This window comes from Streptomyces marokkonensis (assembly GCF_008312835.1).
GTDB classification, from domain to species: domain Bacteria; phylum Actinomycetota; class Actinomycetes; order Streptomycetales; family Streptomycetaceae; genus Streptomyces; species Streptomyces marokkonensis_A.
Genome location: NZ_VSKS01000005.1, coordinates 17688 through 44219 on the forward strand (window position 1 = coordinate 17688; position 26532 = coordinate 44219).

Here is a 26532-nt window from a genome sequence, read left to right on the forward strand (position 1 = left end):
CCGGGCTCACGGGAACCGCAGCGCGTCCGGGCCGAGGGGCGGCACCAGCCCCTCGGCCGCCGCGCGCGTGAGCAGCCCCCGCACGGCCGCGTAGCCGTCCTCGCCGAGGTCGGCCGTGAACTCGTTGACGTACAGACCGATGTGCTGGTCGGCGACGGCCGGGTCCATCTCCTGCGCGTGCTCCATGACGTAGGGGCGCGACACCTCGGGGTCGTCCCACGCGGCCCGTACCGAGGTGCGGATCGAGGCGGCGAGCCGCGTCAGCGTCTCCCCGCCCAGCGACCGCTTCGCGATGATCGCGCCCAGCGGGATCGGCAGCCCCGTGGTCCGCTCCCAGTGCTCACCCATGTCGGCGAGCCGGTGCAGCCCGAAGTTCCGGTACGTGAAGCGCGCCTCGTGGATGACGAGCCCCGCGTCGACCTTCCCGTCCCTGACGGCGGGCATGATCTCGTGGAACGGCATCACCACGATCTCGCCCACACCGCCGGGCACCACGTCCGCGGCCCACAGCCGGAACAGCAGATACGCCGTCGACCGCTCGCCGGGCACGGCCACCGTACGGCCGGTGAGGTCCGTCCCGGCCTCCCGGGTCAGCACCAGCGGCCCGCAGCCCCGCCCCAGCGCGCCCCCGCAGGGCAGCAGGGCGTAGTCGTCGAGGACGTACGGCAGCACGGCGTACGACACCTTCAGCACATCCAGCTCGCCGCGCTCGGCCATGCCGTTGGTGACGTCGATGTCGGCGAAGGTCACGTCCACGGCGGGCGCGCCGGGGACGCGGCCGTGGGCGAGGGCGTCGAAGACGAACGTGTCGTTCGGGCAGGGGGAGTAGGCGATCCGCAGCCGCTGCTGCTCACTGGTGGTCATGCCGGTTCCAACTCTCCAGGACGGGTGCGAGCTTCCCGAAGCCGCCGGTGAGGGCGGTCAGGGCGTCGCCGACGCGCCAGGCGGCGCGGTCGCGCGGGCCGACGGGGTTCGACACCGCGCGCACCTCCAGCACGGGCACCCCGTGCGCGGCGGCGGCCTCGGCGACCCCGAAGCCCTCCATGGCCTCGGCGAGGGCACGCGGATGACGGGCGCGGAGCACGGTGGCGCGGGCGGCGGTGCCGGTCACCGTCGACACGGTGAGCACCGTCCCGGTGAGCGCGCCGGCCGCGGCGGCGGCCCGCCGGACCAGGGCGGCGGGCGGACGGTGGGTGACGGTGCCGAAGCCGAGGCCGGTGACCGGCAGGAAACCGTCGGCCGTCTCGGCGCCCAGGTCGGCCGCGGTGATCTCGTCGGCGACGACGAGGGAGCCGAGCGGCGCGTGCGGCGGGAAACCGCCGGCGATCCCGGCGGAGACGACCAGGCCGTAGGGCCGGCCGTCCAGGGCGGCGGCGGTCAGCGCGGCGGCCGTGGACGCGGCGGCGAGCGCCGGGCCGACACCCGCGGCGAGCAGGTCGGGCCCGCCGGTGACGCGGTGCACCGTCGCTCCGGGCAGCACGACCTCCTCCGCCGGCCCCGCGAACGCCCGGGCCACCGCGTCCCGCTCGACGGGGACCGCGGTGGCCACGAGCACGCGTGCGGACGACGTGATCAGTCTTCCTGCTTCTTCAGCCGGAAGGACCACAGACCCGTGGTGTCGTTCTCGCCCTCCTTGACCGACACCAGGGTCGAGTCGCCCTGGGCGCCGTACTGGGCGTTGAAGAACACGCTGCCCGGGATGGCCTGGTAGGTCTTCTTGCTGGACTCGACCAGCGGCTGACCGTTCATCAGGATGGTCCAGCCCTTGTCGGCGATGTCCGGGTCGACACCGAAGCGCACGGTCTCGGCGGGGTCGACCGAGATCTCGTCGATCCCCTTGTCCTTGAGACACTTGTTCAGGTCGGCGGCCTTGAGGGCCTCGCCCTCACCACCGCAGGTGGCCTCGGAACTCACCGAGTCGCTGCCCACCGTGATGGTGGCCATCGACGTCGGCTTGTCACAGGCGGCCAGGACGAGCAGTCCGGCGGATACGGCGCCGGCGGCGGCGACGGCGCGGCGGCGTCGCACAGCGGATTGCATCGAGGTCATGGCCGAAGGCTATCGGGCAGGTGTGCCCCACCCCCCACGTGGGGGTACGGCGTGGCCGGAGCGTTACGCCACCCGCGCCCGCCCCGGGCGGCCCTGCCGGGCCGAACGGACCAGCCCCCGGACGGTGGCCAGCCAGCCCGTCCCGACGATCGCCGCGCCCACGGCCAGCCCCAGTGACCCGATCAGCGGCATCGCGATGCCGATCGCGCCGCCCAGCACCCACGACATCTGCAGCAGCGTCTCCGACCGGGCGAACGCCGACGTCCGCACCAGCTCGGGCACGTCCCGCTGGATCAGCGCGTCCAGCGACAGCTTGGCCAGCGCCTGCGCGAACCCCGCGATCGCGGCGAGACCCGCCACCACGACCGCGTCGAAGAACACCGCGGCCGTGATCGCCGCGCCCAGCACACACGCCACCACCGTCACGATGATGATCTCCGGGGCGCGGGACCGCAGTCCGGCCCCCACCGCCGTGCCGAGCGCGTTGCCCGTGCCGGCCGCCACGCCCACTATGCCCAGCGACACCGCGGCGCTCTGCCCGCTCATCGGGTGCTCGCGCAGCAGGAACGCCAGGAAGAAGATCAGGAAGCCGGTGAGGCAGCGGATGGCGGCGTTGGCGGCCAGCGCGTGGGTGACGGCCGGGCCGACCGTGCGCAGCCCCGGGCGCTTCTCCGTCTTGCGGTGCGGGCCGTGCAGGTGCTGCTCGTCGGCGGCGAGCAGCGCCACGGCCTCCCCCTTGGCGGAGTCGACCTTGTGCGGCAGCCGGAAGGACAGGAACATCCCCGTCACGAAGAGTACGAACGCCCCGTACAGCGGCCAGCGCGGCCCGATCTGCTGCAGACCCACCCCGATCGGTGCCGCGATCCCGGTCGCCAGCAGCCCGCCGAGGGTGACCCGCGAGTTCGCCTTCACCAGGGAGAAGGCGGGCGGCAGCAGCCGCGGTACGACCGCGCTTCTGACCACCCCGTACGCCTTCGAGGCGACCAGTACGCCCAGCGCGGCCGGATACAGCTCGAGCCCGCCGCTGACGACCGCGCCGGACAGGATCAGCGCGAGCAGCGCCCGGGCGAGCATCGCGCCGGCCATGGCCGCGCGACGGCCGTGCGGGAGCCGGTCCAGGAGCGGGCCGACCACCGGGGCGAGCAGGGTGAAGGGGGCCATGGTGATGGCGAGGTAGAGGGCGACACGCCCGCGCGCCTCGTCCGTCGGCACGGAGAAGAAGACGGTGGACGCGAGCGCGACGGTGATCATGACGTCACCGGCGCCGTTCACGCCGTGCAGCTCGATCAGCTTGCCGAGCCCGGACTCCCCGGCGCCGTGCGCATGGGTCGCCCGCCGGATTCCCCGGGCGGTCTTGGTCAGCGGGAAGCGCAGGACGCGCCCGCACGCGCGAAGGCGGCCTGCCGCCCGGCCCGTACCGAGGCGTCGGCCGCCCCCCTTGACCTCTTTCGGCCCACCGGTCCCGGTGGCGCCCTGGGGTGTCCTCGCGGTAGCCACGACGTCATAGTGCCCCGAGATGGCGGTGCATAGTGCCGTATCCGCCACGGACGGCACCCGGGATGCGGCTGTACGGCGCAACCCCCGGGCCGGCGGACCTCCGCGGCGGGGCCGCCCCGGAGCCGGCGCGGACACGCCGCCGGAGGGGGACCGCCACCCCCGGAAACCGGCGCGCGGGACGGAAGGAACAACCGTCGGTGTAGGCCCAGCGCACGCGAACAGGTAGCGTGCCTATCTCAGCCATCCCGCAGAATGGATGGAGGCGCGCCCGAGCACGTTGCGGCGCGGACGTCGACGCGGTCCCACGGTCCGCTCCGTCCGCCCCCCGCGCTGGGAGTGGCGCACTCGTGAGACGGCGTAGGAGAGAAGCGATACCTGTGAGCGCAGCGACAACGCGAAGCCGCACCCCCGACCGTCTGTGCGCCGAGGCCGTCGACCTCGCCCGCGCCGCAGCCGAGGAGGCCGCCGCGCCCGGGGTCGTGGGCGAGCACGAAGGGCTCGTCTCCGAGGGCGACCGGGTCGTCACGCACTTCTTCGGCTGCCGCGAGGCCGGCTACCGCGGCTGGCGCTGGGCCGTCACCGTCGCCCGCGCCTCCCGCGCCAAGATCGTCACGGTGGACGAGGCGGTGCTGCTGCCCGGCCCCGACGCGGTCCTCGCACCGGAGTGGGTGCCATGGAGCGAGCGGCTGCGCCCCGGCGACATGGGACCCGGCGACCTGCTGCCCACCGAGGCCGACGACCTCCGGCTGGAACCGGGCTACTCCGGCGAGGAGGAGCCGCCGCCGAACTCCGCGGTGTCCCACGAGATGGCCGACCTGGTCGAGGCGGAGGACGCCGACGTCACGGAGGGCACCCCGGCCCACCTCGCGGTGACCCCGGCCCGCGGCTCGATCGCGGCGGTCGCCGAGGAACTCGGCATGCGCCGCGCCCGGGTCCTGTCCCGCTACGGCCTGCACGCCGCCGCCGACCGCTGGGAGGAGTCGTACGGCGCGAAGACCCCCATGGCCCAGGCGGCACCCGCCTCCTGCATGTCGTGCGGCTTCCTCGCGCGGATCGGCGGCTCCCTGGGCCAGGCGTTCGGCGTGTGCGCCAACGAGTTCTCCCCGGCCGACGGCCACGTCGTCTCCCTGGGCTACGGCTGCGGCGGCCACTCCGAGGCCGCGGTCATGCCGAAGCCCCCGCAGCCGGCCCCGCCGGTCATCGACGAGACCCGGGTGGACCCCTTCCCGCTCCGCCCGTCCCCCGACTCCGGCTCGGTCCCGGCGACGGAGGACGAGTCGACGGCGGAGCTGGGACACTCCTGAGAGTCGGTGTGGCGCGACGCCGTGGGTTCAGAAGCCCAGGTACGTGATCTGGACGACGTAGACCCGCTCGCGGCGCACGACGATCTGGTAGGTGAACATGCCTCCGGGAACGACGATGTCGTCGCCCTTCGGGTCCCGTCCGTCGTACGTGCGGCCGTGCAGGTACTGCGCCTCGGCGGCCCTCACCAGTTCGTCGGCCTTGCGCTCGACCTCGGCGAGGAAAGCGGGTGGGGCAGTGCGGGCGGCTTCCTCCGCGCCGAAGACGTACTCCCAGGACCAGCTCAAGCGTGTACTGCCTTCATCGCCTCGTCCAGGACGGCGCCGAGCTCCCGCAGTGCCTCCCGGGCGGTCGCGGCGTCCTCGTGTTCCAGGTTGCTCCTGGCACGGGCGTGACGGGCGGCGAGGTCGGGACGGCGGGCGATCTCGATGTCCCGCGCCCAGGCCAGGACCCAGCTCCGTACCGGGCTGAGGGACTGCCACTCCACGGCCTGGGCGAAGGCCTCGTCCTTCGTCCGCTGCATCTCGGGCAGGCGCCTCGGGTCGACCACGGCGAGGGCGGCCCGTAGGGCGTCCGGGGTCTGTTCGGGGCGGGGAACCAGCTCGTGTCCGTGGTCGGCCTGCGTGCTCATGGAGTCCTCCCGGGAGTGCACGGGCCAGGGTAGTCGTCCGGGGCGGCCGAGGTACTCGTGCGCGAACATCGCGGTGTCTTTCTCCTGCTCAATGGGTGAGTGGTGAGGCCGTGCGGCAGTCGCGGCAGTGGGTTTCGGTTGCGGGGGCGCGGAAGGCGCGGTCGCAGCCGTCGCAGGTGCGGAGTCCGTGGCGGACGGGTGGTGGGGTGGCCGGGGCCCGGTACGGGGTCGGGGGTGGGAGTTGGGCCGTGAGGCGGTGGGCGAGGAGGGCCGCGGGGCGGCGCAGGGGGGTGTCGGGGAGGTCGGTGGTGAGGGCGTGGCGTACGGCGGTGGGGGTGACCTCGCGTTCCAGCCAGGCGATGACTCCGGGGGCCAGGTGTTCGGTGTCGGTGGCGGAGAGCAGGAGGCGGGGGTCGTGGCGGCGCAGGCCGGTGAGGAGGTCGGTGGCCTGCTGGTGGAGCGCGGTGGCGGCGGCCCGGGTGGGCTGGGGGACGGTGGGGAGTGCCTTGCGGGGGCGGGGCTGGGGCGTGCGTTCTCTCGTCTGCCGGGGCTGTGGGGTGGGGCAGCCGGTGTCGGCCGGCTCGCGCCGGTGGCCCGGCTGGTTGCAGGAGATGGTGCGGGTGACGATGCGGCCGGTGGGGGTGCGGACGCGTTCGCGGCGGAGGTAGCCGTGGGCTTCGAGTTCGCGCAGGGCGGCGGCGATGCGCGTGGTGCCTTCTTTGAAGCGGGCGGCGAGGCTCTTGATGTCCGCGGGGGTGCCGGTGGGAAGCGACTGGATGTGGCAGCTGAGGCCGATCGCGAGGAGCGAGAGCTCCTTGTGCTGGGTGAGGTGGTTGCCGATCACCACGAAGCGGGTGGTGTGGCGGGTGTTCTCGTGGATGACACCGCCGGTGTGGTGACGCGATCGGTTCGGATTGCCGGCGACGGCTGACTGGGCGCGCGGGGGCGCGCTAGGGTTTTGGGTATCCATCGGGAAGCTCTCTTCTTCCTTGGTGGTCAGGCCCTCGCACCGGGATGCCAGTCCCGGCGGGGGCCGAAGTCTTTTTCGGGGTGGTGTGCGCTGAGCGTAGAGGTGTCTGGGGTTCGAAAATCCAGCTGAGCCGGTGATGTTCACCCGCCCGAGTGATCGCACGGCTCGGGCGGGAGGGGTGGGGCTTGGTGGGGTTCTTTCTCCCCGAGTTCTTGTGTTGGGAGGGCGCCGACGGCACCGGAGCTTCAGATCTCGGGTTCCGGTGGCGTAAGGCGTAGTTCGGCCCAGACGGTCTTGCGCGGGAAGCGGTCCTCCGACACGCCCCAGCGGTCCGCGAGCGCGTCGACGAGGCACAGACCGCGGCCCGACTCGGCTTCGGGGGCGGCCGGTTGACGCTGGGGGAGTCGGTCACCCCGCGTGTCCGTGACCTCGATACGGAGCGTGTCGTCCACCACGTAGAACGCGAGACGGAAGTCCCGGCCCGGCACGCGGCCGTGGGTGACGGCGTTGGTGGCCAGTTCGGCCACGACGTGGCGTGCGGCCTCCGAGTCGTATCCCCAGTCGCGGAGGTGGGCGTCCGTGAGGAGACGGGCGAGGCGGGCACTGCGTGCGGTGGCGGACAGCAGCACGCTGAAGTTCCTGACGGAGGCGGCGGGTTCGGCAGTTCGCTGATTCACATCACTCAGCGTGGCCGGATCTGCGTACCGTGGAGTGTCACTTAGCGCGTGCGTACGGTCACTGTCCGGTGGTTGTCCGGTGCTGTCGTGGCTGTGCCGACGGTTGGTACGGGTAGGGCGCCGGGTGCGTCACGGACGGTTCCGAGGGAGAGGTGCGGCATGACGGCGGTCGAGGCGGAGGCGGGTCGGCTCAAGGAAGAGGCGGACGAACCCGGTTGGGAGGTCGACCCGGACGACGAGTGGGGCGTCGCGGTCATCACGACGGTCGGGCGTCAGCTGAAGCTGCGGCGCGAGGCGGCGGGGATGCGGGCCGCCGAGTTCGGCCGGGTCGTCGGGTACGGCGAGGACATGGTGTACAAGATCGAGGGCGGCAAGCGGATCCCTCGCCAGGAGTTCCTCGACAAGGCGGACGAGATCCTGGAGGCGGGCGGCCTCATCGCGGCGGCCTGGGAGGACGTGAAGAAGGTCCGGTACCCGAAGAAGGTTCGTGCGCTGGGGAAGTTGGAAGCGAGAGCGGTCGAGATCGCTGTGTACCAGTCCAACAGCATCAATGGCTTGTTGCAGACGCCGGAGCACGCGCGAGCTGTGATCGGGGCGGCTCAGCCGCCCTACTCTCCGGACGACGTGGAGCGCATGGTGGCTGCACGCATCGCCCGGCGAACCGTCTTCGAGCGTGATCCCGCCCCGGCGCTCAGCTTCGTCCTGGAGGAAGGGGTTATGCGTCGGCCTATCGGAGGCACAATGGTGTGGCGTCAGCAGCTCGAACGCCTTTTGGAGGTGGGGCGGTTGCACAACGTCGTGCTTCAGGTGATGCCGATGAACTGTGAGACCCACTCCGGGACGGACGGCACGATCGAGCTGCTGAAGTTTGCGGACGGGACGGCGGTTGGCCGGGCCGATGGCGAGTTCAACGGACGGCCGACTTCGGACCCCAAACAGCTGCGCATCCTTGAACTGCAGTATGGGACGATCCGAGCTCAGGCGCTCTCGCCGCGGGAGTCGCTGGCCTTCATCGAGCAACTGCTGGGGGAAACATGATCCGCAAGACCACTGCCGGGGCCTCCGAGCTGGCGTGGTTCAAGAGCAGCTACAGCAGCGGCAACAACGGTGAGTCGTGTGTCGAACTCGCCCTCACTCCCGGCACCGTCCACGTCCGCGACTCCAAGACCACCGAAGGCCCCCGCCTCACCTTCGCCCCCGGCGCCTGGGCGCGTTTCGTCCCGTACGCGTCCGAGGCCTGATCGCGCGACCTGGTCCGCCTACTCCAGCAACAGGCGGACCAGCTTGCCCAACTAAACAGGCCACCGACAGTGCGGGCATGCCGGCACCGGAGACCCGGGGCCGCGTGCGGTGTCACGCGTCCTGGCGTGCCGGAGCGACGCGTCCGGTGCCGGTACCGGAGGCCGGTGCCAGGGCCCGGCGATGGCGGCGGAGGACTGCGGACTCGCCCCACAGCAGGGCGTGCGGCCGGTAGGCGGGACCGTGCAGGGAGCGTTCCAGCGCGGGGAGGTAGTTCCAGCGCACGGCAGGGTGCGCGGAGTGGGCGAAGTGGTACAGGTCGCCGTACGGCAGCCATGTGCCCCGGGCCAGCAGGGCGAGGAGCGTGTTGCGCGGGTACAGGCGCAGGCAGCGGCCGGCCTCGACGGCGGCGGGCGGTCCGCTCACCCGCTCCGGGTCGAACCAGCGGTGCTCGACGAGCAGCGACATCCACGCGAGCTGCGGATACAGCAGCAGCCGGGGCAGCGCGAAGGCGAACACCGCCGCCTCCCAGCCGAAGACTCCGGCGACGACGGCCGTCACGACCACGGGACCGGCGGCCCGCAGCCTCCCGGCGCCCGGTCCCCGCCCCAGGGCCGCCAGGTCGCGGACGGTGCCGTACGCGCCGGACGGGGTGAGCGGGTGGACCATGCCCAGCAGGCACCGAGCCGTCGTGGCACCCGGCCGCAGGCCCGCAGCGTGGAGCTCGGCCAGGTTCGGATCGGCTCCGGCGACCGTCGCGTTCGGATGGTGCTCGCGTACGTGCCGACGGCGCCGTACCGGCACGGGGACGAAGCCGAGCGGGATGTGGACGGCCACCTCGGCGAGCAGCGTGTTCAGCCGCCCGCCCCGGACCAGCACGCCGTGTACGGCGAAGTGGCTGACCTCTTGCAGATGGCGGAATTTCGCCGCCCCTGCGAAGGCGGCCAGAACGCAGCCCCAGGGGCCGCCGTGCACGGCCACCGCGCACCACCCGGCGAACTCAACCCAGTGGCCCACCAGCAACAGGACCGGAGTGACATCGTTCAGCCGCTCACGCTGAAGCCGCATCACCGCACGGAGCGAGTCCGATGTGTGCCGTACCCGTGCCGGGCTGAACCACCACCGGTCGACCTGCCGCAGTGCGATCCCGACCGCGATGGCCACGAGTCCGGCCGACAGCGCCCCCAAAGCCGTTCCCTCCCCCTCGTCCGCCACCGGAAGCGGCACGGGGCGGGGCGGCGGACCGCAGGGACGGTGCCGTGCCTCCGGTCAGACCTCGGTCGGGTGGATGCCCGCCTCGTGCAGCACCTTCATGTTTTCCCGGCTGAGCTCGGCGAACGCGCTGATTTCCGCCATGTGCGCGGCACCCTCGTAGGTCACCGGACCGTCCCCGAGGAGCACCGCGGGGTCGAGTTCCGCGTCGTACACGAGGGTGGCGTTGCCCTCCAGCACCGGCTGCCACGCGTCACCGGCCGTCTGGAGGTAGCTGCGGGCGACGCCCCCAGGTTTCTTCCCGGTCGGCAGGTTCCGTGCCGCAGGACACGGAGAACGACCCCGAGGGCGGCCTGGGGCCGCGTTCTCGGGGTCGGGTGCGTCTGCGGGTGTGCGTCAGAGGTTGACGCCGTTGGTGCGCAGGAACTTCGCCGGGTCGACGGCGGAGCCGTAGTTCGGGGTGGTGCGGATCTCGAAGTGCAGGTGGGGTCCGCTGGAGTTGCCGGTGTTGCCGGACAGGGCGATCTTCTGGCCGGTCTTGACGATCTGGCCGACCTTCACGTTGACCGAGGACAGGTGGGCGTACTGGGAGTACGTCTTGTTGCCGTGCTTGATCACGACGGCGTTGCCGTAGGCGGGGCCGTCGCCGGCGCCGTTGCCTCCGGCCTTGACGACGGTGCCGCCGTGGGTGGCGAGGACCGGGGTGCCGGTGGGGACGGCGTAGTCCTGGCCGGAGTGCTTGGAGGCCCACATGCCGCCGTTCTGGGCGAAGCTCGCGGACAGCTTGTAGCTCTTCACCGGGGAGACCCAGGACGCCTGCTTCTTCGCGGCCGCGGCCTTGGCCTGAGTGGCCTTGGTGGCCTTGACGGCCTGCGTCTTCGCGGCCTCGGCCTGGGCGGCGGCCTGCGCCTGGACCGCGGTGGCGGTGCCGGACACGGCCGTGGTCCCGGCGGCGGCGACCGCGACCCCGGCTCCCAGGACGACCGTGGAGCCCAGGCCGGCGGCCAGCACGGCCGCACGGGTGCGGGTCAGGGACGTACGGGGGAGACGGGACGTGACGCGCTGGAACATCGAAACCTCATGGGGGAGGGGGCGGGGGAAGCCACCGGCGGAACGGGTCCGTGCCGTGATGGCTGTTCCTTGGTAGCCCGCCCCTCCCGAAAGCCGCAAAGGTGTGACCTACGACGAAAGGCCGTACTTCGGGCGTGAGATCCACGTCTCTTGACGAAGGGGGCTGCACGGGGCGAAACCCCCCATTTCAAGCTGATCGATCAGACCGGCGCACTAAATGTCCGTTTTGGGCTCGCTCACTTCACGACTATTCCGGGTAGTACCGGATATCGCGCCTGTGCCGCTTGTCACCGGGCGGCCGGTCCGGGCGCCGGGTGAATGTGGCGTGGGTCTCCGGGCGGCCCGCGTTCCGGCCTCCGCGCGTTCGCTCAGGCGAGGAAGTCCACCAGCGCGCGGTTGAGCCCGGCGGGCCGCTCGGTGGGGATCGAGTGGTGGGAGGCGTCCGGGAGGGTGACGACCGTCGCCCCGGGCATGAGCCGGTGGGCGGCGGCCGCCACGCGGGGCGTGTCATGGGCGCGGCTGCGCTCGGCCAGGAGGACCAGGGCCGGGACGGAGCAGGCCCGCAGGGCGTCCTCGCGGGGGCGCGGCATGGTGACGACCTTCGAGCGCCTCGCCACGGCCGTGCTGTCCAGGAACGCCCGCCACACGGGGTCCTCGGGGTCGCGGCCGGTCTCCCACCGGTGGAAGGCCCGGGGACGCAGGGCGGCGGGCTTCAGCGAGGTCAGCACCGCGTGCAGGAGGTAGTTCGCGCTCATGCGGGCGAAGCACTGGACCGGGTCGAGCAGCGCGAGCCTGCCGAGCCGGTGGGGTGCGTGCAGGGCGTACCGGAGGGCGATCCAGGCGCCGTAGGAGTGACCGCACAGGTGGGCCCCGTCCAGATCCAGCGCGTCGAAGAGCGCGTCGAGCCAGGCGGTCAGGTCGCCGGCACCGCGCAGCGGGGCCCCGTCGTGCACGCTGCGGCCGTAGTCGCCGATCAGGTCGACGGCGTACACCCGGTGGGCGGCGGCCAGCGCCCCCACGTTGGCGTACCAGACCGCCGAGGTCGTCCCGCCGCCGGGCAGGAGGACCAGCGGGGTGCCGTCTTTGGGGCCGCAGACGTTCACCCGGGTGCTGCCGTACGGCGTCGGCACATCGGTAGGGCTCACCTCGACGGGCCACCTCCGCAGGACCTCGTCGTACGCCGCGTGGAAAGCGTCCTCGTCCCTCATGCTCGCCGCCCCCTGGTGGATGCCCGGTGATCTGGCAGCAACCTAGTGACGTCAGAGGGCAGTTCACCAGAACGCCGTTCGTTGATTGCCACGCCCGCATCAACCGGCTCCGGCCCGGTACCTGATGGTGTGAACCTGGGGGAGTCCGGCCCCGGGGCAGGTGGCTGGCCGGTTGTGTGGATGCCGTACGCCTCGTCCGCCCAGCCTGCTCCCCGAACGGAATGGTCATGTCGGCACGACCCGAACCGGACCTCTACATCATCGAAGTCGAGCCGGAGGTCCGGGCATGGCTGGAAACCCTTTCGCTGCCGGACTACAGAGCCGCCGAACGGTTCGCGGACCGGCTGGCAACTGATGGTCCCGCACTGCCGTTCCCGCTGGCCAGCCACCTCGGTGACGGGCTCCGAGAGCTGCGGATCGGGCGAGTGCGTGTCACCTACTGGTTCGCCCCGGGGCGACGAGCCGTCCTCCTCACTGTCTTCCGTAAGACGAGAATGCGAGAGAGGGACGAAGCGCTGAGAGCACAGCGGGCGAGGAAACTGTGCGAGGCGGAGCACCCTCCGGCCGGTGAGCACGCCGTCTACAGTAGGGGCGAGGAGGCCCGATGAGCAGCGGATACCACACGAGCTGGACAGTGCCGTCGGAACACCGTGAGGATCCGGCGTACCGCGCCGCGGGCCGGCGTATGGACTTCGCCCAGGCCGTCTACGACCGGCGCTCCGTCCTCGGCTGGTCCACCGCGGAGCTCGCCCGGCGTGCCGAGCTCTCCGAGGAGGACGTCGAGGCCATTGAGGAGAGCAGCGTCGAGCCCACGTTGGAGCTGATCGAACGACTGGCCACGGCCCTGCAAGCCGGAGCCCGCATCGACCCCCGCACCAGCCCCGAGTTCCGCTTCGAGGATTACGCGGCCTGAACCGCTGCGGCTCACGCCCGCCTCACCCGGGTGCCGGAGGGCGGTACCTTCGACCTCACGCCGATCAGGGCCGATGAGGAGAGTCAACGTGAGCAAGTTCGTGCGGCCCGCCGCCGAGGGCGCCGACCCGTTCGGTACGGCGCGTCTGCGGCGCGGGGTCCTGGACGCCTGGGCCACCAGTCCCGCCCGCTTCCGTGAGGACGCCAACGCCGAGGAGGACCTCGTCCTCGGCGGGTACCGCGACCGTCTCGTCGTCGAGCTCGCGCAGAACGCCGCCGACGCCGCCGCCCGGGCCGGCGTACCGGGACGGCTCCGGCTCACCCTGCGGGACGGGGTGCTCGTCGCCGCCAACACCGGCGCACCGCTGGACGCGGCCGGGGTCGAGTCGCTGTCCACACTGCGGGCCTCCGCCAAGCGCGACGCCCCGGACCGGGCCGTGGGACGGTTCGGCGTCGGGTTCGCCGCCGTGCTCGCCGTGACCGACGAGCCCGCCGTCGTCGGACGGCACGGCGGGGTGCGGTGGTCGCTGGCCGAGGCGCGGGAGCTCGCGAACGACACGGCCCGGCACAGTCCCGGCCTGGGCGACGAGATCCGCCGCCGCGACGGGCACGTGCCGCTGCTGCGGCTCCCGTTCGCCGCCGAGGGCACCGCGCCCGGCCCCTACGACACGGCCGTCATCCTCCCGCTGCGGGACCCGGCCGCCGCCGACCTCGCCGAGCGGCTGCTCCACGCCGTCGACGACGCCCTGCTGCTGGCGCTTCCCGGCCTGGAGGACGTCGTCGTCGAGATCGGTGACGCGGAGCCCCGCACCGTGAGCCGGCGCGACGACGCGGGCCTCACCGTCGTCGAGGACTCGCGGGAGGGGACGACCCGGTGGCGTACCGCCGTCGCCCATGGGCCGCTGACCCCCGATCTGCTCGCCGACCGGCCCGTCGAGGAGCGGCTGCGGCCGCACTGGTCGGTCACCTGGGCCGTCCCGGTGGACTCCGACGGCGCCCCCGCCCGGCCCCGCACCAGCCCCGTCGTGCACGCGCCCACCCCGAGCGACGAGCCCCTCGGCGTGCCCGCCCTGCTCATCGCCTCCCTCCCGCTGGACTCCACCCGCCGGCACGCCGCACCCGGCCCGCTCACCGACTTCCTGGTGCAGCGCGCGGCCGACGCCTACGCCGCACTGCTCGCCGACTGGAGTCCGGTGACCGCCGGGATCATCGGACTCGTGCCCGGCCCGCTCGGCAAGGGGGAGCTGGACGGCGCCCTGCGCCAGGCGATCCTGGAACGGCTGCCGCGGACGTCCTTCCTGCCGCCCGCCGCCGTGCCGCACGAGCAGGACGGCGACTTCGAACTGCCGCGGTCGCTGCGGCCCCGGGACGCCGAGGTCGTCGAAGGCGCGGGGGCCGACACCGTGCGGGTGCTGGCCGAGGTCCTCCCCACCCTCCTGCCCGCCGGTCTCGAACGCCGCGTGGAACTGCGCACGCTCGGGGTCGCCCGCGTGCCGCTCACCGACGCGATCGACCGGCTGGCCGGACTGGAGAAGTCCCCCGACTGGTGGCGGCGGCTGTACGACAGCCTCGCCGGGGTCGACCCGGACCGGCTGTCCGGGCTGCCCGTCCCCCTGGCCGACAGGCGGACCACCATCGGGCCCCGGCAGGTGCTGCTGCCCACCCCCGACTCGGCCGCCCTCGACGCCGAACTCCTCGCCCGGCTTGGTCTCAAGGTCGCCCACCCGGACGCCGCGCACCCCCTGCTGGAGAAGCTGGGCGCGCTCCCCGCCACCCCGCGCGCCGTCCTCACCACCCCGCAGGTGCGGGCCGCCGTCGCCGCCTCGCTGGACGACGAGGGCGCCATCAACTGGGAGGAGGACGCCCCGGACGCGGAGGAACTCGCCGACACCGTGCTGGGGCTGGTGCGCGACGCCGGTCTGGAACCCGGTGACGAGCCGTGGCTGGGCGCCCTCGCCCTCCCCGACGAGGACGGCGAGCTGTCCCCGGCCTGCGAACTCGTGTACCCCGGCGGCCCCTTCGCCCAGGTCATGCGGGAGGGCGAACTCGCCGCCGTGGACGGCGAACTGGCCGGCAAGTGGGGCGAACAGCCGCTCGCCGCGTGCGGGGTGCTGGTGGACTTCGCGCTGATCCGCGCCACCGACGTGGTCCTCGACCCCGATGAACTCGAGCCCCGCGAAGGGGACTTCGCCGAGCCCGACGACGCCGGTCTGCTCGACGCCGTGGACGTGTGGAGCGAGGACGTCCTCGACCGCTTCCCGGACAGCCCGGTCCCGCCGGTCGCCACCGAGATCGTCGCCGTGCGCGACCTCGACCTCGTGGACGACGACCGGTGGCCGCAGGCCCTGGCCCTGCTGTCGCGGCCCCCGCTGCGGGACGCGCTCGTCCAGCCGGTGCGGATCCTGCTGCACGACGGCACCCACGAGGTCGTACGGCCGTACACCGCGTGGTGGCTGCGCGGGCACCCGGTGATCGGCGGGCGCCGCCCGGCCGGACTGCGGGCGGCCGGCAGCGATCCGCTGCTGCGGGGCCTGTACGAGGAGGCCGACGCGACCGGGTTCGAGGACGAGCAGGTGCTGCGGGCACTGGGCGTACGGACCTCGGTGGCCGCGCTCCTCGACGAGCCCGGCGGCGCGGCCGAGCTGCTGGACCGCCTCGCCGACCCGGACCGGCCCGTCACGGCCGCCCAGCTCCACGCCCTGTACGGCGCGCTGGCCGAGCTGGACCCCGAGCAGGTGACCCTGCCGGACGATCTGCGGGCCGTGGTCGACGGGCGGGTGGAGGTGGTGGACGCGGCGGACGCGGTGGTCGTCGACTCGCCCGATCTGCTGCCGTTCACCTCGGGTGTCCCGCTGCTGCCGGTACGGCCGGCGCGGGCCGCCGAGCTGGCGGAGCTGTTCCAGGTGCGGCGGCTGAGCGAGTCCGTCACCGGTCAGGTCGACTCGGAGGGCGCCGAGCACGACGTGCCGGAGCCGGTGCGGGCGCTGCTGGGGGCGGGGACGCCGGCGTCGTACGTGGAGCACGAGGAACTCGTCGTCGACGGTGTGGAGATCGACTGGCGGCTGACGGACGACGGCGTGCTGCACGCGGCGACGCTGGAAGGGGTGGCCGCGGGGCTCGCCTGGGCGGCGGGACAGTGGCCCCGGCGCTTCGAGGTGGCGGCGCTGCTCGAGGACCCGTCCAGGACGGAGGAGCTGGCACGGGACCGCTGGTTCGACTGAGCCGGGGCGGAACGCGGCGGGTCACGGCGCCGGCGCCCGGGTGGCGCCTGAGCCCTCCCCGGTGCTCGCCTCGAGTGCGCGGGCGAGCGTTTCCGCGTCGTACGGGCCGGTGTGCCGCCGGGTGCCGATGAAGAACGTCGGGGCGCCCCGGACGCCGCTGGCCTCGGCGCTGGCGGCGTCCCTGCGGACGCGGGCGGCCGTCCGGTCGTCGTCGAGGTCCCGCAGGAACTCCTCCATGTCCAGCCCCAGGTCGATGGCGTAGACGACGGTGTCCTCGTACTCGAGTTCGTTCTGGTGCCGGTAGAGCAGGTCGTGCATGTCCCAGAAGCGGCCCTGGGCGTCAGCGGCGACGGCCGCCCGCGCGGCGAGTTCGGCGTGCGGGTGCACGTCGGGCAGCGGCAGGTGCCGGAACACGTAGCGGAACCGGTCGCCGAAGCGCTGCCGCAGTTCCCTGGTGACGCCGGTGGCGCGGGCGCAGAAGGGGCACTCGAAGTCGCCGTACTCCACCAGGGTCAGGGGAGCGTCCACGGGACCGAGGATGTGGTCGGACTCCGGGTCGACGGGGCGGTCGAGGTAACGGGGCAGGTCCGCGTCCGTCTGCCCGCCCAGGGCGGCTGCGAGCCGGAACACCAGCCAGCCGAGGAGACTGGCGAAGAGGGCCGCGAGCAGCACGCCGACGGTCGCCCGGGCCAGGGCCCGGGGTGCGTCCGCGAAGGCCAGCCCGGCGATCAGCAGGGAAACGGTGAACCCGATGCCGGACAGGGCGCCGCCGCCCAGGACGTGGCCCTGCCCCACCCCGGTGGGGAGCCTGCCGAGGCCGAGCCGGGTGCCGAGCACGGCCCCGCCCCAGACGCCGAGGAGCTTCCCGGCGACCAGGCCCACGGTCACGGCCCAGGTGAGGGAGGAGCCCAGGGCGTCGGCCAGGACGCCGTCGCGCAGGTCGACACCGGCGTTGGCGAGCGCGAACACCGGGACGATGACGTAGCTGGACCAGGGATGGAGGTATGTCTGGAGCCGCTCGTTGACGGAGACGGCCTTCTGCAGTCCCATGCGTGCCGTCCTGCCGACGTCCGGGCGGGGCGACTGACGGAAGGCGCGGAAGTGCCGCGCGGCGTGCTCCACGTTCTCGCGGGAGGGGTTCCGGGCGGGGATGAGGAGACCGCCGAGCATGCCGGCGATGGAGGCGTGCAGGCCCGCGTGGAGCGTGGCGAACCACATCACGAGGACGATCACGACGTACGGGGCGGCCCGCCAGACGCCGAAGCGGGTCAGCGACGACAGGGTGACGCCGAGGACGAGCGCGGCGATCAGTACCGGTACGTCGATGCTGCCGGAATAGACCACGCCGATCACGGTGACCGCCACGATGTCGTCGATGACCGTGATGGCCAGCAGGAAGATCCGCAGCTGGGTGACGAACCGGGGGCCCACCACGGCGAGGGCGCCCAGCATGAACGCCGTGTCGGTGCCGATGACGACACCCCAGCCCCCGGCGGCGTCACCGCCGGATGAGATCGCCAGGTACAGCAGGACGGGCACGACCATGCCGCCGAGCCCGGCGAGGCCCGGGATCACGATGCGCCGGCGGTCGTCCAGCGCGCCCACGGAGACCTCGTAGCGGACCTCCAGGCCGATGACGAAGAAGAACAGCGCCATCAGCCCGTCGTTGACCCAGTGCGCCAGGTCCATCGACAACCGCGCGTTTCCCACCGCGACGGACGCCTCGGTGTCCCATAGGGACGTGTACGCCTCCGACCAAGGCGAGTTCGCCCAGATCAGCGCCACCGCCACCGCGACCAGGAGCAGGCCCGCACCGCCCGCCTCGGTGGCCATGAAGGCGCGCACCGGCGCGGTCAGCTGGGCCGCCAGCTCGCCCCGCCGTGACCGGGACTGGGTCTCTGCGGACTTCTTCCCGCGCAGCTTCATCAGGGCATTCGTCTCCGCGTCACAACGTCCACGAAATCTTCATGATCTGGAGCAACCATTCACGCGCGTGGCGGATCTGATCAAGCGGAGTCAACGGACTCCACGACCACCCTTCGGGGTCCGCTTCCGACGAAGCCGCAGGACGGCGCCGGGATCGGGTCCCCCCTCCTCACGTGGGGAACACATGCGTATTCGTGCCACCGTCGCCGCCGTCTCCGGCGCCCTGGCCCTGTCCGCCCTCGTCGTCCCGGCCGCGCACGCCGACGATTCCGAGGGCGACACCAAGATCTCCAACGTGTCGGTCAACGGCGGCAAGGCCGTCGTCGCCGGCACCACCGCCGCCAAGAAGGTCACCGTAACCTTCACCGTCACCGACGACTCCGGCGTCGACTGGGCACAGGCCATCCTGTTCCACGGTCCGAGCATCGAGAACCCCGACAGCGGGGCCGTCGCCGACAGCGTCGACGGCAGGGCCTCGTGCTCCAAGGTCAGCGCCACGACGTCGACCTGCAAGTCGACCTTCACCCTGGAGCCGGGCTACAACCTGGTCAACAAGGTCGCCGGCACCTGGAAGGTGTGGGCCGTCGCCGTCGGCAAGGACGCCGACTACGTGCAGAAGGACAACGCCAAGAGCTTCAAGGTGCAGCGCGCCGCCAAGCTCACCGTCAACGCCTCCCCCGAGCCGGTGAAGAAGGGCAGGAGCATCACCGTCACGGGCAAGCTGACCCGGGCCAACTGGGACACCGGCAGGTACGCCGGCTACACCGGCCAGTCGGTGAAGCTCCAGTACAAGAAGAAGGGTGCCAAGACCTACAGCACCCTCAAGACCATCAAGACCAACTCCAAGGGCGACCTGAAGACCACCGTCAAGGCCTCCGCGGACGGCTACTTCCGCTACTCCTTCGCGGGCACCTCGACCACCCCGGCCGTCAACTCCACCGCCGACTTCGTCGACGTCAAGTAGTCCCTACGCGGGGAAGCGGCGGTCCACCCACCTCCACAGCAGTTCCAGGGCGGCCGCCGCCACCACGGCGACGCCCGTCGCGACCCACGGCATCGTCATGCCGACCAGCCGCAGCGCGAAGAACTCCTGGAGCCACGGCACCACCAGCACCAGCAGGAACGCCCCGGCCATCGCCGCCACCAGTCCGATCCGCCACCACGTGTACGGCCGGGCGATGATCGCCAGGACCCACATCGAGATCAGGAACAGCGTCAGCGTCGCCGCGCTCGTCTCCGCGTCCAGCGCGCCGGCCCCGGTGTAGTGCTCCCGCGCGATCAGGTACGTCGCGAAGGTCGCCAGCGCGGCCAGCACCCCGCCCGGGATCGCGTACCGCATGACCCGCCGTACGAAGTTCGGGCGGGCGCGTTCCTTGTTGGGGGCGAGGGCCAGGAAGAACGCCGGGACGCCGATGGTGAGCGTGGACAGCAGGGTCAGATGACGCGGCAGGAACGGGTACTCCACCTGCGAGACCACCACCAGCACCGCCAGCAGCACCGAGTACACCGTCTTCACCAGGAACAGCGTCGCGACCCGGGTGATGTTGCCGATCACCCGGCGCCCCTCCGCCACCACCGACGGCAGGGTGGCGAAGCTGTTGTTCAGCAGCACGATCTGCGCGACCGCCCGCGTGGCCTCCGAACCGGAGCCCATCGCCACGCCGATGTCCGCGTCCTTCAGCGCCAGCACGTCGTTCACGCCGTCCCCGGTCATCGCGACCGTGTGGCCGCCCGACTGGAGCGCGCCCACCATGGTCCGCTTCTGCTGCGGGGTGACCCGGCCGAACACCGTGCCTTCGTCCAGCGCCTTCGCCATGCCGCCCGGGTCGGCGGGCAGCCGGCGCGCGTCCACCGTCGTACCGGACAGGCCCAGCTTGGCGGCGACCGCGCCGACCGACACCGCGTTGTCGCCGGAGATGACCTTGGCGCGGACGTCCTGCTCGGCGAAGTAGCGCAGGGTGTCGGCGGCGTCGGGGCGCAGCCGCTGCTCCAGCACCACCAGCGCGGCCGCCCGTACGCCCTCGGCGGCCTCGGGGTCGTCGACGTCCACGCCGGGACGGGCCCGCGCGAGCAGCAGCACCCGCAGCCCCTGCTCGTTCATCCGCTCCGTCTCGGCCAGCGCGGGGTCGCCGGGCTCCAGCAGCACGTCGGGCGCCCCGAGCAGCCAGGTGACGGGCTCGCCGGAGCCCTCGTCGAACGTCGCGCCGCTGTACTTGCGGGCGGAGGAGAAGGGGAGGGTGTCGGTGAGGCGCCAGTCCGTGGTGTCCGGGTAGGCCTCGATGATCGCCTGCAGGGAGGCGTTGGGGCGGGGGTCCGCCGAGCCGAGCTCGCCCAGCACCTTGCGGATGTACCTCCCGTCGCCGTCGCCGAACACCCGCAGCTCGGTGACGTCCATGCCGCCCTCGGTGAGCGTGCCGGTCTTGTCCAGGCAGACCGTGTCGACCCGGGCCAGCCCCTCGATCGCGGGCAGCTCCTGCACCAGGCACTGCTTGCGCCCCAGCCGGATCACGCCGATCGCGAAGGCGACGGAGGTGAGCAGCACCAGTCCCTCGGGGACCATCGGCACGATCCCGCCGACCGTGCGCGCGACGGAGTTCCTCAGCTCGTTGTCCTTGACCACCAGCTGGCTGATGATCAGGCCGATCGCGGTCGGGACCATCATCCACGTCACGTACTTGAGGATCGTGGAGATACCGGAGCGCAGCTCGGAGTGGACGAGGGTGAAACGGGAGGCCTCCTCGGCGAGCTGCGCCGCGTAGGCCTCGCGCCCCACCTTGGTCGCCTGGAAGGAGCCGCCGCCCGCGACGACGAAGCTGCCGGACATGACCTGGTCCCCGGGCTGTTTCACGACCGGATCGGCCTCGCCCGTGAGCAGGGACTCGTCGATCTCCAGGCCGTCCGCCTCGACGCACACCCCGTCGACGACGACCTTGTCCCCCGGCCCGATCTCGATCAGGTCGTCCAGCACGATCTCGGAGGTGCCGACCTCCGCCGCCGTCCCGTCCCTGCGCACCGTGGGGCGCACTTCGCCGATCAGCGCAAGGGAGTCCAGGGTCTTCTTCGCCCGCCACTCCTGGACGATGCCGATGCCGGTGTTGGCGAGGATCACGAACCCGAACAGGCTGTCCTGGATGGGCGCGACGATCAGCATGATCACCCAGAGCACGCCGATGATCGCGTTGAACCGGGTGAAGACGTTCGCACGGACGATCTCGGTCAGCGAGCGGCTGCTGCGCACCGGTACGTCGTTGACCTGGCCGCGCGCCACCCGTTCGGCCACTTCCGCCGAGGTCAGCCCGGTCGCGGGTGGGGTGACCGTGGTGGGGAGCGCGGCGTCGGCCGGGGCGCCCGCATCGAGATGCGTCATGCATCCGACGGTACGTGCGGATGGGGGGCCTCACCCACCCGAACGGCGGAAGATCCGACCTGGGGAGGACGGCCGTCGTGCCGTGGTCGTACGGCCTTGGCGCGGACGGCAGTTGGGTGCCCGGTCCGGGGGGTGCGCGGCCTGTCGGCTGCCCTGCCCGTGGGGCGCGCGGCCTGTCGGCTGCCCTGCCCGTGGGGGTGCCCGGTCCGTTCAGCCGGCCGGCGGGGCGGGGGAGCGGTCCGGCACCGGACCCGTCCCCCCGGCCCGAGCCCGCTCGATCGCGGCGTCGCGCCTGCGGACGTACCAGATGCCGATGAAACCGAGGCCGCCTCCGGCCAGGCAGGTCCACAGCCACCAGGTGTGGCCGTGGTCGTCGAACCAGCCGTAGAACGGCAGCTGCACCAGGAACAGGGCGAACCAGACGATCGTGCCGCCGATGATGGTGGCGGTCACGGGGCCCTCCAGGGGCTCCGGCGCCTCGTGCTTGGGGGTCCACTTCGCCATGCGGACAAGCTTACGAGGGGCGGGGCGCGTGAGGTGCGCCGCACGGGCGCTGTCCGGTTGCTCACACTGCTTCCGGCCACATCGTTCTACGCGCGGAGATAGCATCGACGACGTTATATGTTCATACTGAATCCGTTTGTCTCTGACCGCTTTCATTCGTAGAAAACACCAAAGGGCTTTGGGGGAAGCCCACCGGTGATGAGGTCCCCGCATGTCCACGTCGGCCCCCGCCAAGGCCCCCACCCCCGAGCAGCCGGGGTCCGGTGCCGCGTCCGGCGCCCTCGACCGCCACTTCCGGATCACCGAGCGCGGCAGCACCCTGTCCCGCGAGGTCCGGGGCGGTTTCGCCACCTTCTTCGCGATGGCCTACATCATCGTGCTGAACCCGATCATCCTGGGCAGCGCGAAGGATGTGTACGGCAACCAGCTCGACAACGGCCAGCTGGTCACCGCGACCGCCCTGACCGCGGCGTTCACCACGCTCCTCATGGGCGTCATCGGCAACGTTCCGATCGCGCTGGCGGCCGGTCTGGGTGTGAACTCGGTCGTCGCGCTCCAGCTCGCGCCGCGCATGTCGTGGCCGGACGCCATGGGCATGGTGGTGCTGGCCGGGTTCGTCGTGATGCTGCTGGTCGCCACCGGTCTGCGCGAGCGCGTGATGAACGCCGTCCCGTACGGCCTGCGCAAGGCCATCGCCATCGGTATCGGCCTGTTCATCATGCTGATCGGACTGGTCGACTCCGGCTTCGTCGCCCGTATCCCGGACGCCGCCCAGACCACCGTCCCGCTCCAGCTCGGCGCCACCGGCCACCTCGACGGCTGGCCCGTCCTCGTCTTCGTCCTCGGCGCGCTGCTCACCCTGGCGCTGATCGTGCGCAAGGTCCCCGGCGCGATCCTCATCTCGATCGTCGCCATGACGGTCGTCGCCGTGGTCATCAACGCCGTCGCCGACGTCCCCTCCTGGGGCCTGACCACGCCCACCTGGCCCGGCAATCCGCTCGCCACCCCCGACTTCGGCCTGATCGGCGAGGTCAGCCTGTTCGGCGGCTTCGGCAAGGTCGGTGTGCTGACCGGCGTCCTGTTCGTCTTCACCGTGCTGCTGTCGTGCTTCTTCGACGCGATGGGCACGATCATGGGCGTCTCGGACGAGGCCAAGCTGACCGACGCGCAGGGCCAGATGCCCGGCATCAACAAGGTCCTGTTCATCGACGGCGTCGCGGTCGCCGCGGGCGGCGCCAGCTCCTCCTCGGCCACCACCGCGTTCGTGGAGTCCACGGCCGGTGTCGGCGAGGGCGCGCGGACCGGTTTCGCCAACGTCGTCACCGGCGGACTCTTCGCGGTGGCGCTGTTCCTCACGCCCGTCGCCACGATGGTCCCGTCCCAGGCGGCCACCCCCGCGCTGCTCGCGGTCGGCTTCCTGATCCTGGCGGGGTCGGTCAAGGAGATCGACTGGGCCGACTACACGATCGCCATCCCGGCCTTCGTGACGATGGTGATGATGCCGTTCACCTACTCGATCACCAACGGCATCGGCATGGGCTTCATCACCTTCGCGGTGCTGCGCCTGGCGGCCGGCCGCGGCCGGGAGGTCCCGCCGGCGATGTACGTGGTGTCGGCGGTCTTCGCCTTCTACTACCTGATGCCGGCGCTGGGCCTGACCTGATGCCGGGCACGGGGTCCCACGTGACCCCGTAGAACTTCTCCGTCTCCTCGACGGCGGTGCGGAACCGCCGGCCGAAGTCATCGCGCATGAGCGTCCGGACGACATGGTCCTGGACGCTCATGCCGCGTTCGGCGGCGACGCCGTCGGCAACATGCTGGTGGCCGTCGACGTGGCGCTGCGCGACGGGGCGGCAGCCTGGGCCCACGGGATGCCGATCTCGACGAACCGCAGCCGGTCGACCGTGCAGCACAGCGATGTCCGATTGCCGCCAGCAAGGTCCTGCTGTGGTCCTCATGCTGGCGGCATGACGATGTCATCCACCACGGAGTCGGTAACAGTTCTCACCGGTATGTACGCGGCTGAGGCGGAGTACCTGGCGGCGGGAGGCCCCGGCGAGGCTTCGTTCGACCTCCTCGCCCCCTTCTTCGCGCCGGATGTCGAGCTGCATCAAGCAGATGCCCTGCCCTACGGAGGCACTTGGCGTGGGCACAACGGCATGACGCAGTTCTTCCACATGATGGGAGAGGTGTGGGAGTCGTTCGAGATGGTGGATCAGGAGTTCCTGGCCACCGGTGAGACTGCGGTCGTGCTCACACAGGTTCGTGCACGCGCTCGAGCGACCGGCCGTGAACTCAGCTTCCCCGTTCTGCAAGCGATCACGGTCAAGGACGGGCGGATCACCGAGGTCCGTCCGTTCTACTGGGACACGCGGGCCATCGCCGATGCCTGCGCGCTGCCGACGCCGACGGACTGAGGCCGACGGCAAAACCCATTGCAGGGCCGCGGCTCGCGCGGGTGCGCTCATGGAGATGCCGGGCATGCAGAGGCATGCCCGCGCCTACCCGGGCCGACTGCCCGGTGGTGAACGCCGGCGGGTCGTGGTGGCCCGCGCCTTGGTCAACCGGCCCGCGCTGCTGCTCGCCGACGGGCCCACCGGTGCGCTCGACACCGCCTCGGGCCACGACGTCCGCGATCTGCTGATGGATCTGCACCGCGCCGGACGGACCATCGTGCTGGTGACGCACGATCTGACGCCGGCGGATGCATGCGCGAGCCGCACTGTTCACCTGGTCGACGGTCGCGTCGCCCTCGACCCCCGCGGGCAGGCCACCCGCCCCACACCACGGTGTGATGCGTCGCGTTTCACGGGCGGATCACTCATACGGGTGATCCGGTGTGACGGTAGTGGCGCGGGTTTCGGCGGGGGACGCGCGCCCCGGGTGGTCTTTAGCGAGAGTAATGAGTTACGCTAAACAACATGCCGGACCTCAGCCATGGCGACGACGCAGCCGCCGTGAACGCCCTCCGATCCGCCGTGATGCGGCTGTCCCGTCGGCTCAAGCACCAGCGCGTCGACGAGTCCCTCAGCCCCACCGAGATGTCGGTGCTCGGCACCCTGGCCCGCTGCGGCCATGCCACCCCGGGCGAGCTCGCCCGCAAGGAGCACGTCCAGCCGCCGTCGATGACCCGCATCGTGGCCCTGCTGGAGGCCAAGGGACTCGTCCGGCTGGAGCCGCACCCCGACGACCGGCGCCAGAAGGTCGTCACGCAGACCGAGCGGGCCGAGGCCATGCTCGAGGAGAGCCGCCGCAAGCGGAACGCGTTCCTGGCATCGCTCGTGGAGGACCTCGACGAGGACGAGTGGGCGAAACTCCGCGCCGCCGCCCCCGTGCTGGAGAAACTCGCACACATCTGAGGAGGCGAACCTGTTGAGTACGGGATCCGGAGCAGCTTCCGCCCCCGCACCTGACCCCCACGACACCCCGGCCGCCCCCGACACCCCCGCCCGCGGGAACTCGATGTTCTCCTCGCTGGGCGTCCGCAACTACCGCCTGTTCTTCCTCGGCCAGGTCGTCTCCAACATCGGCACCTGGATGCAGCGCATCGCCCAGGACTGGCTGGTGCTCACCCTCACCGGCTCCTCGGCCGCCGTCGGCATCACCACGGCCCTGCAGTTCCTGCCGATGCTCCTGTTCGGCCTCTACGGCGGTGTCCTCGTCGACCGGCTGCGCAAGCGGCCCACGCTCTTCGTCACCCAGTCCGCGATGGCCCTCACCGCGATCGTGCTCGCCGTCCTCACCCTGACCGGCCGGGTCGAGGTCTGGCACATCTACGTCGCCGCCTTCGCCCTCGGTCTCGCCACCGTCGTCGACAACCCGGCCCGCCAGGCCTTCGTCTCCGAACTCGTCGGCCCCGGCCAGCTGCAGAACGCGGTCAGCCTGAACTCCGCGAACTTCCAGTCCGCCCGCCTGGTCGGCCCCGCCGTCGCGGGCCTGCTGATCACCGGCGTCGGCACGGGCTGGGCGTTCCTCCTCAACGGCCTGTCCTTCGTCGCACCGCTGGCCGGCCTGATGATGATGCGCCCCCGCGAGCTGCACGCCGTCGAGCGCGCCCCGCGCGGCAAGGGGCAGCTGCGGGAGGGCCTGCGCTACGTCGCCGGACGGCCCGAGCTGGTCTGGCCGATCGTCCTCGTCGGCTTCATCGGCACCTTCGCCTTCAACTTCCCCGTCTACCTCTCGGCGTTCGCCGACGACGTCTTCCACGGGGGCGCGGGCGTCTACAGCATGTTCAACACCCTGATGGCGGTCGGCTCCGTCTCCGGCGCCCTGCTCGCCGCCCGGCGCGGCACGGCCCGGCTGCGGCTGCTGATCGTCGCCGCGCTGGCCTTCGGCGCGCTGGAGATCCTCGCCGCCGCGTCGCCGCAACTGTGGATGTTCGCCCTGATCATGGTGCCGCTGGGCCTGTTCTCGATGACGGTCAACGTCACCACCAACACCAGCCTCCAGATGGCCACCGACCCGGCGGTGCGCGGCCGCGTCATGGCCCTCTACATGATGGTCTTCCTCGGCGGCTCCCCCGTCGGCGCCCCGATCGTCGGCTGGATCACCGACACCTACGGTGCCCGCGTCGGCTTCGCGGCCGGCGGCGCGGTCGCGGTCGTCGCGGCGACGGTCATCGGCCTGATCCTGGCCAGGGTCGGCGGCCTGCGCCTGTCGGTGGGCTGGCACCACGGCCGCCCCCACGTACGGTTCGTACCCCGCGAGCGTCAGGAGGCGCTGGCTCCGGTGGCGTGACCGCCGCCG

The 26532-nt window shown here is 72.1% G+C and carries 26 protein-coding genes and 2 pseudogenes; 12 read left to right on the forward strand and 16 right to left on the reverse strand.

The annotated features are described in order from the left end of the window. Window positions 1-6: 6 nt before the first annotated feature. The 4 genes from F1615_RS10465 to F1615_RS10480 form a co-directional block, all read right to left on the reverse strand. Entirely contained in the window at window positions 7-864 is an 858-nt protein-coding gene (locus F1615_RS10465; protein WP_149548638.1) for a 1,4-dihydroxy-6-naphthoate synthase, read from the reverse strand. Then, window positions 851-1555 carry a futalosine hydrolase gene (locus F1615_RS10470; RefSeq protein ID WP_280118889.1) on the reverse strand — a complete coding sequence of 235 codons (705 nt, stop codon included), beginning with the start codon at window positions 1553-1555 and terminating at the stop codon, window positions 851-853. Before F1615_RS10470 ends, F1615_RS10465 begins: the two co-directional genes overlap by 14 nt. A gap of 17 nt (window positions 1556-1572) precedes the next feature. Next, window positions 1573-2028: a DUF2771 domain-containing protein gene (locus tag F1615_RS10475; protein ID WP_149548937.1), complete on the reverse strand. Its 456-nt coding sequence runs from the start codon at window positions 2026-2028 to the stop codon at window positions 1573-1575. Between the two features lie 84 nt (window positions 2029-2112). Beyond that, a complete protein-coding gene (locus F1615_RS10480) occupies window positions 2113-3546 on the reverse strand; it encodes an MFS transporter (protein ID WP_149548639.1) in 1434 nt (477 codons plus the stop codon). A gap of 377 nt (window positions 3547-3923) precedes the next feature. Between F1615_RS10480 and F1615_RS10485 the strand changes: the two genes are divergently transcribed. Further along, entirely contained in the window at window positions 3924-4850 is a 927-nt protein-coding gene (locus F1615_RS10485) for a DUF3027 domain-containing protein (RefSeq protein ID WP_149548640.1), read from the forward strand. A 27-nt stretch (window positions 4851-4877) separates the two neighbouring features. On the opposite strand, the gene F1615_RS10490 is transcribed toward F1615_RS10485, so the two are convergent. The 4 genes from F1615_RS10490 to F1615_RS10505 form a co-directional block, all read right to left on the reverse strand. Beyond that, the gene (locus tag F1615_RS10490; RefSeq protein WP_149548641.1) at window positions 4878-5135 is read right to left on the reverse strand and encodes a hypothetical protein; all 258 of its coding nucleotides are present in this window, start codon (window positions 5133-5135) and stop codon (window positions 4878-4880) included. Beyond that, complete coding sequence (locus F1615_RS10495) at window positions 5132-5479, reverse strand: hypothetical protein (protein WP_149548642.1); 348 nt, start codon at window positions 5477-5479, stop codon at window positions 5132-5134. The genes F1615_RS10490 and F1615_RS10495 overlap by 4 nt, the downstream gene beginning before the upstream one ends. An 88-nt stretch (window positions 5480-5567) precedes the next feature. Then, window positions 5568-6449, reverse strand: a complete 882-nt coding sequence (locus F1615_RS10500; protein ID WP_149548643.1) for a helix-turn-helix domain-containing protein — start codon at window positions 6447-6449, stop codon at window positions 5568-5570. A 245-nt stretch (window positions 6450-6694) separates the two neighbouring features. Further along, the gene (locus F1615_RS10505; protein WP_167533712.1) at window positions 6695-7126 is read right to left on the reverse strand and encodes an ATP-binding protein; all 432 of its coding nucleotides are present in this window, start codon (window positions 7124-7126) and stop codon (window positions 6695-6697) included. A 159-nt stretch (window positions 7127-7285) separates the two neighbouring features. Between F1615_RS10505 and F1615_RS10510 the strand changes: the two genes are divergently transcribed. Then, window positions 7286-8164 (forward strand): helix-turn-helix domain-containing protein, encoded by an 879-nt coding sequence (locus tag F1615_RS10510; RefSeq protein WP_149548645.1) that lies wholly within the window; start codon window positions 7286-7288, stop codon window positions 8162-8164. Beyond that, entirely contained in the window at window positions 8161-8367 is a 207-nt protein-coding gene (locus F1615_RS10515) for a DUF397 domain-containing protein (protein ID WP_149548646.1), read from the forward strand. Before F1615_RS10510 ends, F1615_RS10515 begins: the two co-directional genes overlap by 4 nt. Window positions 8368-8479: 112 nt before the next feature. On the opposite strand, the gene F1615_RS10520 is transcribed toward F1615_RS10515, so the two are convergent. The 4 genes from F1615_RS10520 to F1615_RS10535 all read right to left on the reverse strand — a co-directional run bounded on the left by F1615_RS10520 (window position 8480) and on the right by F1615_RS10535 (window position 11856). Beyond that, window positions 8480-9553 (reverse strand): fatty acid desaturase, encoded by a 1074-nt coding sequence (locus tag F1615_RS10520; RefSeq protein ID WP_244328687.1) that lies wholly within the window; start codon window positions 9551-9553, stop codon window positions 8480-8482. A gap of 81 nt (window positions 9554-9634) precedes the next feature. Further along, on the reverse strand, window positions 9635-9817 hold the full coding sequence (locus tag F1615_RS10525; protein ID WP_149548647.1) for a hypothetical protein: 183 nt from the start codon (window positions 9815-9817) through the stop codon (window positions 9635-9637). A 156-nt stretch (window positions 9818-9973) separates the two neighbouring features. Further along, on the reverse strand, window positions 9974-10648 hold the full coding sequence (locus F1615_RS10530; RefSeq protein WP_149548648.1) for a M23 family metallopeptidase: 675 nt from the start codon (window positions 10646-10648) through the stop codon (window positions 9974-9976). A 368-nt stretch (window positions 10649-11016) separates the two neighbouring features. Next, entirely contained in the window at window positions 11017-11856 is an 840-nt protein-coding gene (locus F1615_RS10535; RefSeq protein ID WP_149548649.1) for an alpha/beta fold hydrolase, read from the reverse strand. 227 nt (window positions 11857-12083) lie between these two features. On the opposite strand from F1615_RS10535, the gene F1615_RS10540 reads away from it, so the two are divergent. From F1615_RS10540 to F1615_RS10550, 3 genes are all read left to right on the forward strand, one after another. Further along, complete coding sequence (locus F1615_RS10540) at window positions 12084-12464, forward strand: type II toxin-antitoxin system RelE/ParE family toxin (protein ID WP_149548650.1); 381 nt, start codon at window positions 12084-12086, stop codon at window positions 12462-12464. After that, on the forward strand, window positions 12461-12769 hold the full coding sequence (locus tag F1615_RS10545; protein WP_149548651.1) for a helix-turn-helix domain-containing protein: 309 nt from the start codon (window positions 12461-12463) through the stop codon (window positions 12767-12769). Before F1615_RS10540 ends, F1615_RS10545 begins: the two co-directional genes overlap by 4 nt. An 88-nt stretch (window positions 12770-12857) precedes the next feature. Continuing rightward, window positions 12858-15989: a sacsin N-terminal ATP-binding-like domain-containing protein gene (locus F1615_RS10550; RefSeq protein WP_149548652.1), complete on the forward strand. Its 3132-nt coding sequence runs from the start codon at window positions 12858-12860 to the stop codon at window positions 15987-15989. Window positions 15990-16010: 21 nt separating this feature from the next. Here F1615_RS10550 and nhaA read toward each other — a convergent pair whose 3' ends face one another. Further along, on the reverse strand, window positions 16011-17915 hold the full coding sequence (gene nhaA, locus F1615_RS10555) for a Na+/H+ antiporter NhaA (protein ID WP_149548653.1): 1905 nt from the start codon (window positions 17913-17915) through the stop codon (window positions 16011-16013). A gap of 184 nt (window positions 17916-18099) precedes the next feature. Here nhaA and F1615_RS10560 point away from each other — a divergent pair, with 184 nt between their 5' ends. Beyond that, window positions 18100-18879: a DUF5707 domain-containing protein gene (locus F1615_RS10560; RefSeq protein ID WP_149548654.1), complete on the forward strand. Its 780-nt coding sequence runs from the start codon at window positions 18100-18102 to the stop codon at window positions 18877-18879. 3 nt (window positions 18880-18882) lie between these two features. On the opposite strand, the gene F1615_RS10565 is transcribed toward F1615_RS10560, so the two are convergent. Beyond that, on the reverse strand, window positions 18883-21282 hold the full coding sequence (locus tag F1615_RS10565) for an HAD-IC family P-type ATPase (protein WP_149548655.1): 2400 nt from the start codon (window positions 21280-21282) through the stop codon (window positions 18883-18885). A 210-nt stretch (window positions 21283-21492) separates the two neighbouring features. After that, a complete protein-coding gene (locus tag F1615_RS10570; protein WP_149548656.1) occupies window positions 21493-21786 on the reverse strand; it encodes a DUF2530 domain-containing protein in 294 nt (97 codons plus the stop codon). Window positions 21787-21997: 211 nt separating this feature from the next. On the opposite strand from F1615_RS10570, the gene F1615_RS10575 reads away from it, so the two are divergent. Continuing rightward, on the forward strand, window positions 21998-23449 hold the full coding sequence (locus F1615_RS10575) for an NCS2 family permease (protein ID WP_149548657.1): 1452 nt from the start codon (window positions 21998-22000) through the stop codon (window positions 23447-23449). Between the two features lie 19 nt (window positions 23450-23468). On the opposite strand, the pseudogene F1615_RS36195 reads toward F1615_RS10575, so the two are convergent. Further along, a pseudogene (locus F1615_RS36195) lies at window positions 23469-23585 on the reverse strand (ribbon-helix-helix protein, CopG family); the annotation flags it as partial. Between the two features lie 168 nt (window positions 23586-23753). Here F1615_RS36195 and F1615_RS10585 point away from each other — a divergent pair. From F1615_RS10585 to F1615_RS10600, 4 genes and pseudogenes are all read left to right on the forward strand, one after another. Then, window positions 23754-24203, forward strand: coding sequence for a nuclear transport factor 2 family protein (locus F1615_RS10585; RefSeq protein ID WP_167533713.1), 450 nt, complete (start codon window positions 23754-23756; stop codon window positions 24201-24203). A 25-nt stretch (window positions 24204-24228) separates the two neighbouring features. Then, a pseudogene (locus tag F1615_RS10590) lies at window positions 24229-24702 on the forward strand (ATP-binding cassette domain-containing protein); the annotation flags it as partial. Between the two features lie 5 nt (window positions 24703-24707). Beyond that, on the forward strand, window positions 24708-25145 hold the full coding sequence (locus F1615_RS10595) for a MarR family winged helix-turn-helix transcriptional regulator (protein WP_149548658.1): 438 nt from the start codon (window positions 24708-24710) through the stop codon (window positions 25143-25145). Window positions 25146-25158: 13 nt separating this feature from the next. After that, window positions 25159-26523: an MFS transporter gene (locus F1615_RS10600; RefSeq protein WP_149548659.1), complete on the forward strand. Its 1365-nt coding sequence runs from the start codon at window positions 25159-25161 to the stop codon at window positions 26521-26523. The last annotated feature ends 9 nt before the right edge of the window (window positions 26524-26532 follow it).

Coding starts and splice junctions, on each gene's coding strand:
- F1615_RS10465 (WP_149548638.1), bottom strand. CDS start 864: ATGACCACCAGTGAGCAGCAGCGGCTGCGGATCGCCTACTCCCCCTGC.
- F1615_RS10495 (WP_149548642.1), bottom strand. CDS start 5,479: ATGAGCACGCAGGCCGACCACGGACACGAGCTGGTTCCCCGCCCCGAA.
- F1615_RS10500 (WP_149548643.1), bottom strand. CDS start 6,449: ATGGATACCCAAAACCCTAGCGCGCCCCCGCGCGCCCAGTCAGCCGTC.
- F1615_RS10510 (WP_149548645.1), top strand. CDS start 7,286: ATGACGGCGGTCGAGGCGGAGGCGGGTCGGCTCAAGGAAGAGGCGGAC.
- F1615_RS10515 (WP_149548646.1), top strand. CDS start 8,161: ATGATCCGCAAGACCACTGCCGGGGCCTCCGAGCTGGCGTGGTTCAAG.
- F1615_RS10530 (WP_149548648.1), bottom strand. CDS start 10,648: ATGTTCCAGCGCGTCACGTCCCGTCTCCCCCGTACGTCCCTGACCCGC.
- F1615_RS10535 (WP_149548649.1), bottom strand. CDS start 11,856: ATGAGGGACGAGGACGCTTTCCACGCGGCGTACGACGAGGTCCTGCGG.
- F1615_RS10540 (WP_149548650.1), top strand. CDS start 12,084: ATGTCGGCACGACCCGAACCGGACCTCTACATCATCGAAGTCGAGCCG.
- F1615_RS10545 (WP_149548651.1), top strand. CDS start 12,461: ATGAGCAGCGGATACCACACGAGCTGGACAGTGCCGTCGGAACACCGT.
- nhaA (WP_149548653.1), bottom strand. CDS start 17,915: ATGAAGCTGCGCGGGAAGAAGTCCGCAGAGACCCAGTCCCGGTCACGG.
- F1615_RS10560 (WP_149548654.1), top strand. CDS start 18,100: ATGCGTATTCGTGCCACCGTCGCCGCCGTCTCCGGCGCCCTGGCCCTG.
- F1615_RS10565 (WP_149548655.1), bottom strand. CDS start 21,282: ATGACGCATCTCGATGCGGGCGCCCCGGCCGACGCCGCGCTCCCCACC.
- F1615_RS10570 (WP_149548656.1), bottom strand. CDS start 21,786: ATGGCGAAGTGGACCCCCAAGCACGAGGCGCCGGAGCCCCTGGAGGGC.
- F1615_RS10575 (WP_149548657.1), top strand. CDS start 21,998: ATGTCCACGTCGGCCCCCGCCAAGGCCCCCACCCCCGAGCAGCCGGGG.
- F1615_RS10585 (WP_167533713.1), top strand. CDS start 23,754: ATGACGATGTCATCCACCACGGAGTCGGTAACAGTTCTCACCGGTATG.
- F1615_RS10595 (WP_149548658.1), top strand. CDS start 24,708: ATGCCGGACCTCAGCCATGGCGACGACGCAGCCGCCGTGAACGCCCTC.